Source organism: Starkeya nomas (assembly GCF_902703545.1).
In the GTDB taxonomy this organism is placed as follows: domain Bacteria; phylum Pseudomonadota; class Alphaproteobacteria; order Rhizobiales; family Xanthobacteraceae; genus Ancylobacter; species Ancylobacter moscoviensis.
The window spans coordinates 2961814-2978322 of sequence record NZ_CACSAS010000001.1; the positions used below are offsets into that span (position 1 = coordinate 2961814).

Annotated in this window: 14 protein-coding genes and 1 pseudogene; 6 read left to right on the forward strand and 9 right to left on the reverse strand. The window is 71.8% G+C overall.

Annotated features, from left to right (window positions below):
- Positions 1-14: 14 nt before the first annotated feature.
- From STARVERO_RS14215 to STARVERO_RS23380, 4 genes are all read right to left on the reverse strand, one after another.
- Positions 15-1802, reverse strand: a complete 1788-nt coding sequence (locus STARVERO_RS14215; RefSeq protein ID WP_244616769.1) for a L,D-transpeptidase family protein — start codon at positions 1800-1802, stop codon at positions 15-17.
- Positions 1803-1940: 138 nt separating this feature from the next.
- A complete protein-coding gene (locus STARVERO_RS14220; protein WP_144344314.1) occupies positions 1941-2894 on the reverse strand; it encodes an acetyl-CoA carboxylase carboxyltransferase subunit alpha in 954 nt (317 codons plus the stop codon).
- A 115-nt stretch (positions 2895-3009) separates the two neighbouring features.
- Positions 3010-3996 (reverse strand): site-specific tyrosine recombinase XerD, encoded by a 987-nt coding sequence (locus STARVERO_RS14225; RefSeq protein WP_159599577.1) that lies wholly within the window; start codon positions 3994-3996, stop codon positions 3010-3012.
- A complete protein-coding gene (locus tag STARVERO_RS23380) occupies positions 3993-4136 on the reverse strand; it encodes a hypothetical protein (RefSeq protein ID WP_200837813.1) in 144 nt (47 codons plus the stop codon). Before STARVERO_RS23380 ends, STARVERO_RS14225 begins: the two co-directional genes overlap by 4 nt.
- Before the next feature lie 194 nt (positions 4137-4330).
- Between STARVERO_RS23380 and STARVERO_RS14230 the strand changes: the two genes are divergently transcribed.
- The 3 genes and pseudogenes from STARVERO_RS14230 to STARVERO_RS14240 all read left to right on the forward strand — a co-directional run.
- Entirely contained in the window at positions 4331-4924 is a 594-nt protein-coding gene (locus STARVERO_RS14230) for a shikimate kinase (protein WP_144344417.1), read from the forward strand.
- Positions 4925-4935: 11 nt separating this feature from the next.
- Positions 4936-6087, forward strand: a complete 1152-nt coding sequence (gene aroB / locus STARVERO_RS14235; RefSeq protein ID WP_159601784.1) for a 3-dehydroquinate synthase — start codon at positions 4936-4938, stop codon at positions 6085-6087.
- Positions 6088-6185: 98 nt separating this feature from the next.
- Positions 6186-6953: pseudogene (locus STARVERO_RS14240) on the forward strand (transporter associated domain-containing protein); the annotation flags it as partial.
- Between the two features lie 74 nt (positions 6954-7027).
- Here the strand turns inward: STARVERO_RS14240 and STARVERO_RS14245 are convergent.
- Positions 7028-7327, reverse strand: coding sequence for a BolA family protein (locus STARVERO_RS14245; RefSeq protein WP_144344311.1), 300 nt, complete (start codon positions 7325-7327; stop codon positions 7028-7030).
- A gap of 110 nt (positions 7328-7437) precedes the next feature.
- Here STARVERO_RS14245 and STARVERO_RS14250 point away from each other — a divergent pair, with 110 nt between their 5' ends.
- The 3 genes from STARVERO_RS14250 (at position 7438) to cobT (ending at position 11121) form a co-directional block, all read left to right on the forward strand.
- Positions 7438-8058 carry a J domain-containing protein gene (locus tag STARVERO_RS14250; protein ID WP_144344310.1) on the forward strand — a complete coding sequence of 207 codons (621 nt, stop codon included), beginning with the start codon at positions 7438-7440 and terminating at the stop codon, positions 8056-8058.
- A 53-nt stretch (positions 8059-8111) separates the two neighbouring features.
- A complete protein-coding gene (gene cobS, locus STARVERO_RS14255) occupies positions 8112-9098 on the forward strand; it encodes a cobaltochelatase subunit CobS (RefSeq protein ID WP_159599579.1) in 987 nt (328 codons plus the stop codon).
- Positions 9099-9174: 76 nt separating this feature from the next.
- The gene (gene cobT, locus STARVERO_RS14260; RefSeq protein WP_144344308.1) at positions 9175-11121 is read left to right on the forward strand and encodes a cobaltochelatase subunit CobT; all 1947 of its coding nucleotides are present in this window, start codon (positions 9175-9177) and stop codon (positions 11119-11121) included.
- Between the two features lie 588 nt (positions 11122-11709).
- Here cobT and STARVERO_RS14265 read toward each other — a convergent pair.
- The 4 genes from STARVERO_RS14265 to hemC form a co-directional block, all read right to left on the reverse strand.
- Positions 11710-13332: a heme biosynthesis protein HemY gene (locus STARVERO_RS14265; RefSeq protein WP_159599581.1), complete on the reverse strand. Its 1623-nt coding sequence runs from the start codon at positions 13330-13332 to the stop codon at positions 11710-11712.
- Complete coding sequence (locus tag STARVERO_RS14270) at positions 13329-14684, reverse strand: COG4223 family protein (protein ID WP_159599583.1); 1356 nt, start codon at positions 14682-14684, stop codon at positions 13329-13331. Before STARVERO_RS14270 ends, STARVERO_RS14265 begins: the two co-directional genes overlap by 4 nt.
- 95 nt (positions 14685-14779) lie before the next feature.
- Positions 14780-15502 (reverse strand): uroporphyrinogen-III synthase, encoded by a 723-nt coding sequence (locus STARVERO_RS14275; RefSeq protein WP_244616770.1) that lies wholly within the window; start codon positions 15500-15502, stop codon positions 14780-14782.
- Between the two features lie 10 nt (positions 15503-15512).
- Entirely contained in the window at positions 15513-16448 is a 936-nt protein-coding gene (gene hemC, locus STARVERO_RS14280; RefSeq protein ID WP_144344305.1) for a hydroxymethylbilane synthase, read from the reverse strand.
- Positions 16449-16509 lie beyond the last annotated feature (61 nt).

A 16509-nucleotide genomic window follows, 5' to 3' on the forward strand; every position in this document is an offset into this window, starting at 1 on the left:
CTCCGCGAACGCGCCTACTGCACCGACGAGAAGCTCCCGGGCGTCAGGATGTTGGCACCGGGCAGCGCCTGCGTCCCGTAGAGCGCCTCGCTGCTGGACGCCGCCACCGACGGACGCAGCGCCGGGGCGCCCGTCGAACCCGTCTGGGCCTGCGCCGTGGTCGAGGTCGCGGCGGCAGTGCTGGAGGTGTCGCCATAGCCCGGATGGGTCGGGCGCGGCACGACCGACGTCGAGGCAGCCTGCGGCGGCGCGGCAGGAGCCGACGAAGCCGAATTGGTCCGGCGGCTGGTGGACGTCGCGGACGACGCTTGCGGCCCGCCCGCCGTCTGGCGCTGCGCGGAAGGCTTGGCCGGCGGCACCGGAACATCGGCCGGAGCCGCGGCCGCTTCCGTCGCCGGAGCGGGCGCCGGCTCTGGGCTGCCGCCGAACCAGTTCTTGAGCCCGCTGAGGAATCCCATGCTGCCGGAATCGACCGAGGCGACACGCGTCGGCGCGGGAGCGGGAGCGCTTGCGGGTGCGGACGTGGCGGCGGCCCCCGTCGTGGCAGCCGGGGCCGTCCCGGGGCTGGCGGCGGCCGAAGCGGGCGCAGCGGCCGGGGACGGGGACGAGAAGAAGCCGAACAGACCGCCGCTCGCGGCCGGCGGCGCCGCCGCCACCTGCGTGGCCGCGCCCGGCGCATCGGTGGGACGCGGCGTCGGCAGCGGCACGTTGGCCGCCTGCGGCACTGCGTCGGCATTGGCCAGCGCGATGCTCTCGGCCGGCGCCGGCTCGTTGGTGGCGACGCCGTAGTCGCTGCCCGGCGGCTTCACCACCGCCGGCAGCGAACCCGGCGCGGAAAGCTCGGGGTTCTCCAGCTTGGCGAGGAACACCTTGTGCATCCCGCCGTCCTTGCCGGTCTTGACCGGCGCGGAAGGCTGCGCGCCGGCGCTGGCGATGCGGGTGCTGACCTCGCGCTGGCGCGTGGCAATCGCTTCGCCCAGCCCGCCCGGCTGGGTGTATTCGGGGCACGCGGCCGCGGCCTGGAAGCGCTGGCTCGGGTCGGCGGGGGTGGCGTTGAAGACGTAGCGCTTGCCGCAGAAATCGACCTTCGGCGGCGCCTTGGTCAACTCGAACACGTCGCTGCCTTCCTTCAGCATCTTCCAGAAGGCGAGGTTCGGGTTGTTGCGGTGGCGCACCAGATTCGCGGTGGTCATGCGGAACGGATAGGCCTGCACCTGGAAGGAGCGCTGCCCGCCCATGAAGCTCTCGCGGCCGAGCGCGAAGACCTCCTGCACCTGCTCGTCGGTCATGGCGTAGCAGCCGCGCGAGGTGCAGTCGCCATGCACCATCAGATTGGCGCCGGTACGGCCGAGCGAGCGGTCGAAGGCGTTGGGATAGCCGAGATCGAAGGACAGATAATACTGCGAGTTCGGATTCATCTGGCCGGGGGTGACGGTGTAGAAGCCTTCCGGCGCCTGCCGGTCGCCTTCCTTCACCTTCGGCCCCAATTCGCCGGACCAGCGGCAGATCGGATAGGTCTTCAGCAGCGCGTAGCCGCCGCTGGTCGTCTGCTTCCAGACCTCCAGCTCGGATTCTTCCTTGAAGATGCGCACCACGATGGGGCTGGTCTTCGCCATGCCCTTCTCCTGGAGAAGGGCGAGCGTCTGCGGCGAGAGAGTCCTGCTCGCCTTGGACATCGGCGAGGGGCCGTCATTGGCGTTGCAGCCGGCAAGGATCAGCGCCGCGCTTCCCGCGAGCAGGGCAGCGCGCCACCCGGTGCCGGGCCTCCGGTTGCGCCCTTGGCGCAGGAGGCTCGAAAACACTGGAACCCTCACCCCGAGACTCCCCAACAGCACCCGCCCGAAGGCGGTTCCGATGCTAAAGCGTTATACGCCGACCGGGACGGATCGCAATCCCGCCCCCCGATACCGGAATTACCGCCGGCGTCGTAAACGGCGCCCTTACAGGTTCCGCCCGATGGCGAGGAACTTTTCCCGGCGCGCCCGGCGCAGCGCCGCCGCGTCCAGCCCCTCCAGCTCGCCCAGCGCCGCCTCGATGGCGTCGCCGGTCGCGGTGATCGCCGCCTGCGGGTCGCGATGCGCGCCGCCGGCCGGCTCGGGAATCACCGAATCGATGATGTGGAAGCGCAGCAGGTCCTGCGCGGTGATCTTCATGTTGACGGCCGCTTCCTGCGCCTTGGCGGTGTCGCGCCACAGGATCGAGGCCGCGCCTTCCGGCGAGATCACGCTGTAGATGGAGTGCTCGAGCATCAGCACCCGGTTCGCCGTGGCGATGGCGATGGCGCCGCCGGAACCGCCCTCGCCGATGACCACGGCGACGTTCGGGGCGCCGAGCGAGAGGCACGCATCGGTCGAGCGGGCGATCGCCTCGGCCTGCCCGCGCTCCTCCGCGTCGAGGCCGGGAAAGGCGCCGGCGGTGTCGACGAGCGAGATCACCGGCAGCGCGAAGCGGTCGGCCAGCTCCATCAGCCGCGCCGCCTTGCGGTAGCCCTCGGGGCGGGCCATGCCGAAATTGTGCTTGATGCGGGTCTCGGTAGTCGAGCCCTTCTCCTGCCCGATCAGGCAGACCGGGCGTCCGCGAAAGCGCGCGAAGCCGCCGAGGATGGCGTGGTCGTCGCCGAACTTGCGGTCGCCCGCCAGCGGGTCGAATTCCTCGAACAGCGTGCGGGCGTAGTCGGTGAAGTGCGGGCGCAGCGGATGGCGCGCCACCTGCGTCTTCTGCCAGGGCGAGAGGTTGGAATAGAGCTGGACCAGCGCCTCCCGCGCCTTGCCTTCCAGGCGCGTGATGTCGTCGCCGATGGCAACCGCGTCGCCCTGCGCGGCCATGGCGCGCAATTCTTCCAGCTTGGCCTCGAGTTCGGCCACGGGCTTTTCAAAGTCGAGGTAGCTGCGCATCGGAAACGGTGAACCGGCTCTCAGGAGGGAAGGCCGACCCGGACGGGCGGCCCGCGAGGACGCGCGGAAGCTGCCCCGACAGGGTGGCGACGTCAAGGCAAGCTGGCGAATAGGTTCAGTCGCCGCCCGCATCGCTCAGGGGATGAAGGTCGCGCACGAGGCTTTTCAGCCGCTCGTCGAGCACGTGGGTGTAGATCTGCGTGGTCGAGATGTCGCTGTGGCCGAGCAGCGTCTGCACGATGCGCAGGTCCGCCCCGTGCGCCAGCAGATGGCTGGCGAAGGCATGGCGCAGCACGTGCGGCGACAACTTGCCGGGGTCGAGCCCGGCGGCGAGCGCGAGGTCCTTCAGGTCGAGCGCCACCTGCTGGCGGGTGATGTGGCCGCTTGCCGCGCCCGAGGGAAACAGCCAGCGCCCCGCCGCCTCCTCCTTCGCCGCGCCCTTCGCCTTCGCGCCCGCCTTGGCCGCCCGCTCCGCCGCGAGCCGCTCCAGCGCGGCCCGCCAGACGCGCATCGCCCCCTTCGCCGCCTCGCCGAGCGGCACGAGGCGCTCCTTGTTGCCCTTGCCGCGCACGATGATGGCGTCGCCCTTCGCGTTCGCCGCCGAGGCCGGCAGCGCCGCCAGCTCGGACACGCGCAGCCCCGTCGCGTAGAGCAGCTCGACGAAGCAGGCGGTGCGCGCCCGCCGCGCCTGTTCGCCGAGGCCCGGCGCCGGCTCGGCCGCGCGGGCATGGGCGGTCTCGATCAGCCGCGTCACCTCGTCGAGCGTCAGCACCTTGGGCAGCGGCCGGCCCCGGCGCGGACCTTCCAGCACCGCCGCCGGATCGTCGCCGCGATAATTCTCGACATAGAGGAAGCGGTGGAACTGCCGCACCGCCGACAGCCGGCGCGCCACGCTGGCGCTGGCGAGCCCCCGGCCCGACAATTCCGCGAGATAGGCGCGGATATGGGAGGTCTGCGCCTCGCCGGCGCCGACCCCCTGGGTCAGGAGAAAGCCCTCATAGTCGTCGAGGTCGCGCCCATAGGCGCCGAGCGTGTTGGCGCTCGCCCCGCGCTCGGCGGCCATCATGTCGAGGAACAGCCGCGCCGCGTTCCCCGCGCTCATTTGGCGAACCGGTCGGGCGGCACGGCGACGCTCATCTCGCGCGTCTGCGGCTGCACGAGATTGGCGAAGGCCCACAGCGTGCCGTAGCCGATGCCGCCGAGCACGCCGAGAACGATGAGAAGACGGATGAGGCTCGGCATGGAGAGGCAGGCCCTGCGCGATTCGAACGTCGGAATTGTTGCGATCTTACCGCCTTTCGCCGTCCGGGCGGAAGCAAGCCCCCGTGCCGGACGGCCGGAGCGGCATTACATTGCGTCTCCACGTCGCGGATGATAGTCCGCCCTGCGATGAGCGAGCATGTGCCCCGGCGGGGGAAATCATGACGGCGGAGACCATGACGGCCGAGATCGAGCAGGACGAGAGGGCGTCGGCGCTGCGTGAGCTTCTGGGCACGCGCTCCATCGTGCTCGTCGGCATGATGGGCGCCGGCAAGTCCTCGGTCGGCAAGCGCCTCGCCCGGCGCCTCGCCTTGCCCTTCGCCGATGCCGACACCGAGATCGAGCAGGCGGCGGGCATGACGATCCCGGAGATCTTCGAGCATCACGGCGAGCCCGCCTTCCGCGACGGCGAGAAGAAGGTCATCGCCCGGCTCATCGAGAGCGGCCCGATGGTGCTCGCCACCGGCGGCGGCGCCTTCATGAGCGAGGACACCCGCTCGGCGGTCGCCCGCCACGGTGTCGCCGTGTGGCTGAAGGCCGAACTCGACGTGCTGCTGCGCCGGGTGCGCCGGCGCGACGACCGGCCGCTGCTGAAGACCGCCGACCCGGAAGCCACGCTGGCGCGGCTGATCGACCAGCGCTATCCGGTCTATGCCCTGGCCGACGTCACCGTGACGTCGCGCGACGTTCCGCAGGAAACCATGGTCGACGAGGTGATCGAGGCGCTCGCGTGCCATCTCGCCCCGCCGCGTTCAGGAGACGAGACGTGACCGAGGCCGCCATGCCCCTTCCCGCAGCGACGACCCTTCCCAGCGACGTGACGCAGCTGCGCGTCGGCCTCGGCGATCGTTCCTACGACATCGTCATCGGGCCGGGCCTGCTGGCGCAGGCGGGCGCGCGCATCGCCGCGCTGCGTCCGGGCGCGCGGGTCGGCATCGTCACCGACCGCAACGTCGCCGAACGCCATCTCAGCACGGTCGAGGAATCCCTGCGCGCCGCCGGCCTCGTTCCCACCCCGGTCATCGTCGAGCCCGGCGAGAAGTCGAAGAGCTTCGCGGTGCTGGAGCAGGTGCTCGACGGCCTGCTGGCCGCCCGCATCGAGCGGCGCGACCTCGTGCTGGCGCTGGGCGGCGGCGTGGTCGGCGATCTCGCCGGCTTCGCGGCGGCGGCGCTGCGGCGCGGCGTCGATTTCGTGCAGGTTCCCACCAGCCTGCTGGCGCAGGTCGATTCCTCGGTCGGCGGCAAGACCGGCATCAATTCGCGCCACGGCAAGAACCTCATCGGCGCCTTCCACCAGCCCATCCTCGTGCTGGCCGACACCGGGGTGCTCGACACGCTGCCGCTGCGCGAGTTCCGCTCCGGCTATGCCGAGGTGGCGAAATACGGGCTCATCGACAACGCCCCCTTCTTCACCTGGCTGGAACGCAAGTGGCAGGACGTGTTCGGCGGCGGGCCGGCGCGCATCGAGGCCATCGCCACCAGCTGCGCCTCCAAGGCCGCCGTGGTCAGCCGCGACGAGAAGGAAACCGGCGACCGCGCCTTGCTCAATCTCGGCCACACCTTCGGCCATGCGCTGGAAGCCGGCGCCGGCTTCTCCCAGCGCCTGCTGCACGGCGAGGCCGTCGCCATCGGCATGGCGCAGGCCTTCCGCTTCTCGGCCGCGCAGGGCCTGTGCGCGGCGACCGACGCCGAGCGGGTGGCGGCGCACCTCAAGGCGGTCGGCCTGCCGACCCGCATCGCCGACATTCCCGGCGAGCTGCCCGACACGGACGGGCTGATGGACCTCATCGCGCAGGACAAGAAGGTCTCGCGCGGCGCCCTCACCTTCATCCTCGCCCGCGGCATCGGCCAGAGCTTCATCGCCCGCGACGTCGACCCGGCCGCGGTGCGCAGCTTCCTGGAGGCGGAGCGCGCCGGGGGCGCCCATCCATGAGCCGGGCCCCGGCGCTCAACGGCCTGAAGCACTGGCTCAAGGGCCGTCCACCCGCTCGGCCGGCGCAGCAGCCGCCGCCCGCGGAGCCGCCGGAGAACGATGAACTGAAGCAGGCGCTCGACGCGCTGCGCCGCGCCGCCGGCATCGTGGGCGACGACCTCGCCATGGTGGAGGGCCTGCTGAACCTGCGCGAGCTGGAAGTCAGCGACGTCATGGTCCACCGCACCAAGATGGCGACGCTCGACGCCGGCGAGCCACCCGTGGACCTCGTGCGCGAGGTACTCGCCTCGCCCTACACCCGCCTGCCGCTGTGGCGCGACACGCCGGACAACATCGTCGGCGTGCTGCACGCCAAGGACCTGCTGCGCGAGCTGCAGACGCTCGGCAACGACATCGCCAGGCTCGATGTCGAGAAGATCGCCCGCCCGCCCTGGTTCGTGCCGGACGTCACCCTGCTCACCGACCAGCTCAAGGCCTTCCGCCGCCGCAAGCAGCACTTCGCCCTCGTCGTCGACGAGTATGGCGAGGTGATGGGTCTGGTGACGCTGGAGGATATTCTCGAAGAGATCGTCGGCGACATCACCGACGAGCACGACAAGGCGTTCACCGGCGCCCGCCGCCATCCCGACGGCTCGGTCAGCGTCGAGGGCTCAGTGGCGATCCGCGATCTCAACCGCGCCATGGGCTGGGACCTGCCGGACGAGGAGGCGACGACCATCGCCGGCCTCGTCATCCACGAGGCCCGCATCATCCCCGAGCCGGGGCAGGCCTTCCTGTTCCACGGCTTCCGCTTCCAGGTGATGCGCAAGCAGCGCAACCGCGTCACCCTGCTGCGGGTGGCGCCCCTGCGCCGCGCCGGGGTGTGAGGCGGCCCGCCCCGCATCTCCCTCTCTGGAATTCCGGCCGTCCGCTCCCATATTGGGGAGGCTTCCCCGGACGGCTATTCCCCCGGTGCCTTGGCCTCAATCGCCAGAGCGTGCAGGCCGCGGGCGATCTCGTCCGCGAGCAGGCCGTTCACCGCGCGATGGCGGGCCAGCCGGCCCTGTCCGCGGAACGCCTCCGACACGATGCGCACGCGCAGATGCGTGAGCTGACCCGCACGGTGCCCGCCATGGCCTTCATGCCGATGACTTTCGTCCTCCAGCTCCAGCACCGTGGGGGAGAGTTCGGCCAGCGCGACGCGCACGCGGGCGAGAGCCTGCGCCACGGCGTCGTCGGAGGGGGCGGCGTTCGCGTTCATGAGCGATGCGGTACGCCGACGCATCACCCCCGTCAATATCGTCCGGGAGGACGGTGACGGGTCTCTGGTTTCTTGTATACCTGTGCCAGCCCTAGCATAATCGCCGGATCATGAAGCTCGACTCCCCGATATTCGATCGCATCCGCGTCAAGCCGGACCGTGATCGCCGCGTGAAGGCGGAAGGCCCGGCCTGCGAATGGGCGGGCTGCTGCAACGCCGCGACTCATCGCGCGCCGAAGGGCCGGCAGCAGGAGGGGCAGTTCTGGCGCTTCTGCTTCGACCATGTGCGCGAGTACAACCAGTCCTACAATTATTTCTCCGGCATGGCGGACGATGCCGTCGCCGCCTACCAGAAGGACGCGCTGACCGGCCATCGCCCCACCTGGAAGATGGGCTCGCGCGGCGGCGGCGCCCAGGCCTCGGCGCAGGCCAGCCAGCACTCGGCGGACGGCTTCGGCGATCCGTTCGGCATGTTCGGCGAGGTGGGGGGCCGCGCCCGTCCCGAGCCGGAGCCGGCACGCGAGAGCCGGATGATCCGCAACGCGGAGCGCCGCGCCTTCGAGTCGCTGGGCGTCGAGGTCTCCGCCACGGCGGAAGAGATCAAGGCCCGCTTCAAGGTGCTGGTGAAGAAGTACCATCCGGACGCCAATGGCGGCGACAATTCGACCGAGGACCGTCTGCGCGACGTCATCCAGGCCTATAATCACCTCAAGAGCGCGGGCTTCTGCTAGGAAGCGCGTGTGCCAGACCAGTCCGCGACGATCAGTGCGGCAACGGAGGAAGAATGACTGCCCCGCTCACGCAAGCGCCCGCTCTGCCGGACATGAAGGTCTCCGTCCGTCAGGTGTTCGGCATCGATGTGGATCTCGAGGTTCCGGCCTATGCCGAACCGGACGAGTACGTGCCGGAGGTCGATCCGGACTATCTGTTCGACCGTCCGACCACCCTCGCCATCCTCGCCGGCTTCGCCCATAACCGCCGCGTGATGGTCACCGGCTATCACGGCACCGGCAAGTCGAGCCACATCGAGCAGGTCGCAGCCCGCCTCAACTGGCCCTGCGTGCGCGTCAACCTCGACAGCCACATCAGCCGCATCGACCTGATCGGCAAGGACGCCATCGTGGTGAAGGACGGCCTGCAGGTCACCGAGTTCCGCGACGGCATCCTGCCCTGGGCCTACCAGAACAACGTCGCGCTGGTGTTCGACGAATACGACGCCGGCCGCCCGGACGTGATGTTCGTGATCCAGCGCGTGCTGGAGAGCGCCGGCCGCCTGACGCTGCTCGACCAGAACCGCGTCATCCGCCCGCACGGCGCCTTCCGCCTGTTCGCCACCGCCAACACCATCGGCCTCGGCGACACGACGGGCCTCTATCACGGCACCCAGCAGATCAACCAGGCGCAGATGGACCGCTGGTCCATCGTCACCACGCTGAACTATCTGGCCCACGACAAGGAAGTCGACATCGTCCTCTCCAAGGCGAAGCACTTCCAGACCGAGGGCGGCCGCGACACCGTCGCCCGCATGGTGCGCCTCGCCGACCTCACCCGCCAGGCGTTCATCAACGGCGACCTGTCGACGGTCATGAGCCCGCGCACGGTGATCACCTGGGCGGAGAACGCCGAGATCTTCCAGGACCTCGCCTTCTCCTTCCGCGTGACCTTCCTCAACAAGTGCGACGAGCTGGAGCGCCCGCTGGTGGCCGAGTTCTACCAGCGCTGCTTCGGCAAGGAGCTGACCGAGTCGGCCGTCAACGTCGTGCTTTCCTGAGCGACGTCCCCCTCTCTCCGCCCGACCGGCCGCGCCGGATCGGGCGGGGGAGCGATGCCAACATTCAAGGCTTGCCATGTCCACCTCGAACCGCACCACCCGCACCCCGCCGAAGGAAGCCCCGACCGAGCCGCTCAAGCGCGCCGTCACCGGCTGCCTGCGCGCCATCGCGGGCAATCGCGAGATCGACGTGACCTTCGGCGCCGAGAAGCCCGGTTATGCGGACGGGCGCGCGCGCCTGCCCGAGCCCTCGCGCCGCATGTCGAAGCAGGACGCCGCCATCATGCGCGGCCACGCCGATTCCATGGCGCTGCGCATGGCCTGCCACGACCCCAAGGTGCACCAGCGCCTCGTGCCCATGGGCCAGCAGGCCCGCGCCGCCTTCGACGCCGCCGAGCAGACCCGCTGCGAGTCGCTCGGCGCGCTGCGCATGGACGGCGTGGCGCTCAACCTGTCGGCCATGCTGGAGGACCGCTACCAGAAGGCCAATTTCGCCAATCTCGCCGACCGCTCGGACGCCCCGCTGGAGCACGCGCTCTCGCTCATCCTGCGCGAGCGCATGACCGGCATGGCCCCGCCCGCCGCCGCCCGCGAGATGGTCAATCTCTGGCGCGGCTTCATCGAGGAGCACGGCTCCTCGGCGCTGGACGAGCTCTCCCATTCCGCCGACGACCAGTCGCGCTTCGCAGAAGCCATGCGCGACCTGCTCTCCTCGCTCGGCATGGGCGAGGACATCGCCCCCTTCGACGAGAACAACGACCCCTCCACCGAGGCCGACGACACCCGCGACGACGATTCCGGCAAGGGCAGCGACGCCGAGGAGGAGGAGAACGCCGAGGGCCAGACCGAGGTCGACACCGACCTCTCCTCCGACCAGAACCCGGAGGAATCCGAGGAGCAGCAGGAGCAGCCCAATTCCGAGCTCTCCGACGATGCGGAGCTGGGCGAATCCGACGACAGCTCCGAGCCCTGGCGCCCGCAGAACGCCGTTCCCGCCGAGCCGCGCCCGCCGGAGTACCACCCCTTCACCCCGCGCTTCGACGAGACGGTGAACGCCGACGAATTGTGCGACCCGGAGGAGCTGGCGCGGCTGCGCGCCTATCTCGACAAGCAGCTCGTGCATCTGTCCGGCGTCGTCGCGCGCCTCGCCAACCGGCTGCAGCGCCGCCTGATGGCGCAGCAGAACCGCGGCTGGGAGTTCGACCTCGAGGAGGGCATGCTCGATCCCGCGCGCCTGCACCGCATCATCACCGACCCGATGCAGCCGCTCTCCTTCAAGCGCGAGCGCGACACCGACTTCCGCGACACGGTGGTGACGCTGCTGCTGGACAATTCCGGCTCAATGCGCGGCCGGCCCATCACCGTCGCCGCCGCCTGCGCCGACATCCTCGCCCGGACGCTGGAGCGCTGCGGCGTGAAGGTCGAGATCCTCGGCTTCACCACCAAGGCGTGGAAGGGCGGGCAGGCGCGCGAGGCGTGGCTCTCCGCTGGCAAGCCGGGCGCCCCCGGCCGGCTGAACGACCTGCGCCACATCATCTACAAGGCCGCCGACGCGCCGTGGCGGCGCGCCCGGCGCAATCTCGGCCTGATGATGCGCGAGGGCCTGCTGAAGGAGAACATCGACGGCGAGGCGCTCGACTGGGCGCACAACCGGCTGCTGGCGCGCAATGAATCGCGCCGCATCCTGATGATGATCTCTGACGGCGCGCCGGTGGACGATTCCACCCTGTCGGTGAACCCCGGCAACTATCTGGAGCGCCATCTGCGCTGGGTGATCCAGCAGATCGAGGACAAGTCCCCGGTCGAGCTGATCGCCATCGGCATCGGCCACGACGTGACCCGCTACTACAAGCGCGCCGTCACCATCGTAGACGCCGAGGAGCTGGGCGGCGCCATGACCGAGAAGCTGGCCGAGCTGTTCGACGAGCGCCCCCCGCGGGCGCCCGCCGGTCATCCCGGCGCCCGCACCCGCGCCGCCTCCCGCCCCGCCCCCGTCGCCCTGCCGACCCGGCAGGTGCATTGAGGGAACGACCCCGCTCCCTCTCCCCATCGGGGAAAGGGCTGGGGGTGAGGGGCCTTCGACGCCTCGTGAGAAGCCTGCGTCGCCCCATGAGGAGCCTTCGACCGCTCCCCCACGGGGAGAGATCGAAGGGCCGCACTCGTCATCCCGGATCCGCCGCCGACCGTCCCGAAATCGCCATCCGAACGGCACCGCCGTCATGGCCGGGTTCGTCATGGCCGGGCTCGTCATGGCCGGGCTCGTCCCGGCCATCCACGTCTTCCACCCCGGCCGTGAACACGATGCCACCGCGCGCCCGGAATGACGTCGCGGCGGCAAAATCCGCACCCGCCCCTTGAAATGCCGTTCCGGCTGCCTAGATATGCTTCAACCCAGCTAGAACAGGGCTTCCGGTATGTTGGCGCTTCGTCAGCGCCTCGCCGGACGGAACGCGGTCAGGACGGATGTACTCCGACCGTGTTCTTTCCCTCCGGCCGCCTGACGAGCGGCCGGCCTCTGGCGGGGACCCGAACCTGGAAGCAGCGCGCCGTCACGGCGCGCTTTTTTTTTGCGCCCGCCGCCGCGCGCCCCAACGCCGCGCGCGGCCGCCCTTCAGATGCCGAAGGGCGGGCGCGAGCGGCCGATGGTCTCGTCCGGATAGGCGTCCTCGGGGCCGGGGTCGTCCGGCAGATGCGGCATCGCCACCACCGGCGTCACGATGGCCGCCGTCGCGGGCCTCGGCCGCACCGGCTCCGGCTTCACGAAGTCAGCCTTCGGAAGATCGCCCTTGGGGGGCTCGCCCCTCTCGGCTTCCGGCGCGAGGCTCGGGGCATGCTCCGGCTCGGTCAGGTCGACCACCGGCCCGGAGGCCGGCTCCGCCGCCGGGCGGCTCTCGATGGCGGCGGCGATCGCCGCCTTCACTCGCTCGGCCTCGTTCTCCAGCATCGGCGTCGTCGCGACGCCGGGCGGCAGCTTCCATTCGAAGGCGTCGAGCCGGCCCGTCACCGGCGAGACCGGCGCCCAGCGGTCGGCGACCACGCCGTCCGCCACCCAGGCCGGGTCGCGCTGCGCCCGCACCGCGCGGGCGGTCCATTCGCGCGCCTTGCCCACATCGCCGTTCTCGGCGGCTTCCAGCTCCGCCATCAGCAGGCAGGCACGCTGCGTCGGGTCGCCCAGCAGCGGCGCCAGCGCCGTGCGCGCCACGTCGAAATCCTGCGCGTCGATCGCCGCCCGGGCGAGCGCCATGGCGCTTTCCGGGTGGCCCGGCATGCGCGCGGTCAGGGGGCGGATGCGCTTCAGCCGCTCGCGCGAGGCATCGCCCGGCCGCAGGTGCAGATAGGCGTCGGCAAGGTCGGGGTGCGGGGTGGCGGCATAGGCCGCCTCGATGATCTTGGCGGCCTTGCGCGCGTCGCCCGCCGCGCCGAGCAGCCGGCCGGCGACCTCGGCGGCCGGCACCAGCGTCGGCGCGAGGCGGGTCGCTTCCACCGCCTTCTCGCGTGCGGTCACAGGGTCGGAAAGTTCCACCGCCTGCGCCTGCGCGGCGAGCAGCACCGCCCGCCGGCGGCGATGCGCCGCCCGGTCGAGCCCGCCATGCGCGGCCTCGCGCTCCAGCATGGCCAGCGCCCCGGCGAAATCGCCGTTGAGGCAGCGCGCCTCGATCACCGCGTCCGCCGCCCAGGCAAGGCCGGGCTCGTGGCGCGCGGCTTCCTCCGCCGCCAGCAGGGCGGCGCCGGCATCGCCGCGCCGGCGCGCCTCCACATGCAGGCCGCGCAGGCCCAGCAGGCGCGTGCCGGGCGTCTCGGTCATCGAGCGGAAGGCCGCTTCCGCGCCCACCGCGTCGCCGGAAAGCTGCGCCGCCTGCGCGGCGAGAAGCTGGGTCAGCGGCTCGCGGCCGAGCAGCCGCTCGGCGTCGTTGGCCGCCCGGCGGGCGCCCACCGCGTCGCCGGAGCCGACCGCCACGAGGCCGCGCGACACCGCCGTCCAGCCCCGGTTGCGGCGCCGGGCGCGCCAGGAAAAGGCGATCAGGTCGGGCGAGCGGACGATCATCCGCAGCAGCGTCCAGATCAGGATGGTTGCCGCCAGCAGCGCCAGCAGCGCACTCGCCGCGACGAGGATGCTGGTCTCGATCTGCCAGCCCTGCCAGTCGATCGTCACCGAGCCGGGACGGTCCGCCAGCCAGGCGACGCCGAAGGCGATGAGGGAAAGGACGAGCAGATAGACGACGAGCCGTATCACTGGGCGCCTCCCCCGAGCGTGGCGAGCACATGCTGGTCGATCCCGGCGATGGCGTCGAGCGCCGCCTGCCGGGCGTCGAGAACGGCGATCACCGGCTGGGCCGCCGCGCGCTCCGTCTCCGGCAGCGCCGCGAGTGCCGCCTTGGCGCCGGCGAAATCGCCCCGCGCCAGCGCGGCTTCCGCCCGGGCGAGGCCGGGCGAGGCCGCCGCGTCGTCCGAGCGCCGCACGCTGACGAGACCCTGCGCGCTGCGCATCAGCCGCTCGACCACGCCGCCCTCCGCCGTGGCGGGAGCGGGAGCGGTCTCTGCGGGAGCGGTCGCCGTCTTCAGCCGCGCGGCCAGAGCCGACGCGGACGGAAAGCCTTCCGCCGCCGCCGGCTCAAGCGTCGCGAGCGGCGCCCCCTCGGCGCCGAGCAGCGCCCGCGAGGCCTTGAGTTCCATGGCGAAGGGCCGCCCACTCGCCACCGCGTCGCGCAGCGCGCGCAGGGCCACGAGCTGGGCCGCGCCCTGTCCGCTCGCCTTCTGGGCGGTGGCGACGGCGTCGAGCCTCTCCTCCAGCGCGGCGATGCGCGAACGGGCGGCGTCGAGATCGGCCGGAGACGCGGCCGGCGGCGGCACGACCGGCGCGGGGATCGCCGTCACCCGGCCTTCCAGCGCGCCGACGCGGTTCGCCAGCCCCGCCACATCCTCCACCGAGACGGCGGCGGTCGGCGCCGCGCCCTCGGCGAGCGCCGGGGCGGGCAGCGTCTCGACCTTGCGGCCGAGCGCGTCGAGCCCGCTCTCCAGCGCATCGAGCCGCGTCGCCAGTTCCTGCGGGGCGGAAGCGTCCAGCGCCGAGGCCTCCCCGGCACGGGACTCCAGCACCTCGACGCGCTGGCGCAGATCGAGCGCGCGCGCCTCCAGCTCGGTGATGGCATCGACATTCTGATCGGCGCCGTAAAAGGCGGAGACGAGGGCGAAGGCCACCGCCCCGCCGATCACGCCCGAGACCAGCCCGGCGACGATGCCGCCGATCAGCCCGAGCCGGCGCTCCGGCCGGGACTCCGGCGCGGCGTCGCCAGGTCGGCCGTTCTCCGTCTCCGGCGCGGCTTCCACATCCAGCACCGGCACGTCCCCGGCGGCGGAAGCCGCGTCACCCGGGGTGCTTTCGGCGGAGGCGCTTTCAGCGGGCACACCGCCATCATCAGCCGGCTTGGCGTTCTCGCCGGGCAGCGGCTCGGCGGTGGCCGCGTCGTCGGAGACCGGCGTCACATCCTTGGCGGAAAGGTCGAGGGTCGGCGGCGCGCGGCGCGAGGGCTTGCCGCCGGTTCCCGCCTTGTCCTTCGCGCCGCTGGTCGGATCGTCTTTCGCCACGTGCTTACCTCTGCCGTCATAAAGCGCCGGGCCGCCCCTGGTTCCCGGATAGACCGCCTGTCCCCCGCCCGCAACCTCGGGAGAGCCCCCATGGTTTACCGGCCGAGCAGCGCGAACAAGCCCTCTTCGGTCGGCTCGGCGGCGACCCGCGTCGGCCAGCCGGCCGCCTTCAGCGGCGCCGCCACATTGGCCGAGAAGCACAGATGCTCGATATGGCGGAAATGCGCCGCCGCCCCGGCCTCGTTCGCCCGCGCGGCGAGCGTCGCGGCGGTGCGCGGGGAGAAATGGAAGGCAGCGTCGATCCGCCCCCCCGCCGCCGCCGCGAGGGTGTCCGCCGCCAGTCCCGCCGCCGGTACCGCGCGGTAGATCACGAAGAGTTCGGTGGAAATGCTGTCGCCCGCCAGCGCCGCGCCGAGATCGATGGCCCGGTCCTCGCTGGCCACGTAGAGCAGGCGCGCCCCGCGCGGCAGCTCGGTCCGCAGCAGCGCCGCCAGCGACACGCCGTCCCCGCCGGCCACATGCACATCGGCGAAGCCTCCCGGCGCCGCCGCCGCCGTGCGCCGCCCGACCGCGTAGAGCGGCAGGCCGGCGAGCGCCGTCCGCTCCGGCCGAGCCTCCAGCAACCGAGCCCCCAGCAGCCGCGCGCCGTTCACGCTGGTCAGCGCCACCGCGTCGAAACGCCCCTCCGGCAGGCGGGCGTCAGGGATCGGCTCGACGGCCAGCATCGGATCGACGATCGCCTGATGCCCCGCGGCGGCGAGCCGCGCGGCGGTGGCCTCGGCGTCCGGCCGCGGCCGCGTCACCAGAACCCGCATCATCGCACCCGCATCACGTCCCGCTCGGGATCAGCTCGGGCGGCACCATGGCGCGCATCTCCTGCCCGGCGGCGATGCCGAGCTCCAGCGCCCGCGAGGTCGAGCCGTAGCGCACGATCTCGTAATAGCGCGTGCCGTCCGGCGACAGCACCGCGCCGCGGAAGCGGATCTCGTCGCCGATCACCTCCGCCAGCCCGCCGATCGGCGTGCGGCAGGAGCCGTCGAGCTCGCCGAGATAGGCGCGCTCCACCCGCACCGCGAGCCCGGTCGCCGGGCACACCACGGGCACGATCAGCGCGTCGACGGCGATGTCGCCGAAGCGGGTCTCGATGGCGACCGCCCCCTGCCCCACCGCCGGCAGGAAGTCGGTCACGTCCAGCACCGCGCTCGCCTTGTCCGCGAGGCCCAGCCGGGTCAGCCCGGCGAGCGCCAGCAGCGTGCCGTCGAATTCGCCGCTCTCCACCTTGCCGAGCCGCGTGTGCACATTGCCGCGCAGCAGCGATACCTGGAGGTCCGGCCGCACCCGGCGCAGCTGCGCTTCCCGGCGCAGCGAGGCGGTGCCGATCTTCGCGCCCGGCGGCAGGTCGCGCAGCGAGGAGCCCTCGCGCAGGATCAGCGCGTCGCGCACATCCGCGCGCGGCAGGTAGCCGACGAGGTGCAGCCCGTCGGGCAGGCGCGTCGCCATGTCCTTGGCCGAATGCACGGCGAGATCGATTCGCCGGTCCAGCAGCGCCTCTTCCAGCTCCTTGGTGAAAAGCCCCTTGCCGCCGGCCTGCGCCAGCGCGCGATCGGTGATGGCGTCGCCGGTGGTGCGGATCACCTGCACCTCGACCGCCTCCTGCGGCCAGCCATGCGCCTTCACGAGGGCATCGCGCACCGCATGGGCCTGCCACAGCGCCAGCGGGCTGCCGCGCGTGCCGAGCCGGAGTTTGGGAAGCGATTGCGTCATGCGGTCCTGCGGTGCTAGCGGTTCGGTGCAGGTTCAGATCACCGTCCAACCATATAAAGTC

Excerpts from the sequence above, each read along its gene's own strand:
- STARVERO_RS14220 (WP_144344314.1), bottom strand. The coding sequence starts at position 2,894 with ATGCGCAGCTACCTCGACTTTGAAAAGCCCGTGGCCGAACTCGAGGCC.
- STARVERO_RS14225 (WP_159599577.1), bottom strand. The coding sequence starts at position 3,996 with ATGAGCGCGGGGAACGCGGCGCGGCTGTTCCTCGACATGATGGCCGCC.
- STARVERO_RS23380 (WP_200837813.1), bottom strand. The coding sequence starts at position 4,136 with ATGCCGAGCCTCATCCGTCTTCTCATCGTTCTCGGCGTGCTCGGCGGC.
- STARVERO_RS14230 (WP_144344417.1), top strand. The coding sequence starts at position 4,331 with ATGACGGCCGAGATCGAGCAGGACGAGAGGGCGTCGGCGCTGCGTGAG.
- aroB (WP_159601784.1), top strand. The coding sequence starts at position 4,936 with ATGCCCCTTCCCGCAGCGACGACCCTTCCCAGCGACGTGACGCAGCTG.
- STARVERO_RS14245 (WP_144344311.1), bottom strand. The coding sequence starts at position 7,327 with ATGAACGCGAACGCCGCCCCCTCCGACGACGCCGTGGCGCAGGCTCTC.
- STARVERO_RS14250 (WP_144344310.1), top strand. The coding sequence starts at position 7,438 with ATGAAGCTCGACTCCCCGATATTCGATCGCATCCGCGTCAAGCCGGAC.
- cobS (WP_159599579.1), top strand. The coding sequence starts at position 8,112 with ATGACTGCCCCGCTCACGCAAGCGCCCGCTCTGCCGGACATGAAGGTC.
- cobT (WP_144344308.1), top strand. The coding sequence starts at position 9,175 with ATGTCCACCTCGAACCGCACCACCCGCACCCCGCCGAAGGAAGCCCCG.
- STARVERO_RS14275 (WP_244616770.1), bottom strand. The coding sequence starts at position 15,502 with ATGATGCGGGTTCTGGTGACGCGGCCGCGGCCGGACGCCGAGGCCACC.
- hemC (WP_144344305.1), bottom strand. The coding sequence starts at position 16,448 with ATGACGCAATCGCTTCCCAAACTCCGGCTCGGCACGCGCGGCAGCCCG.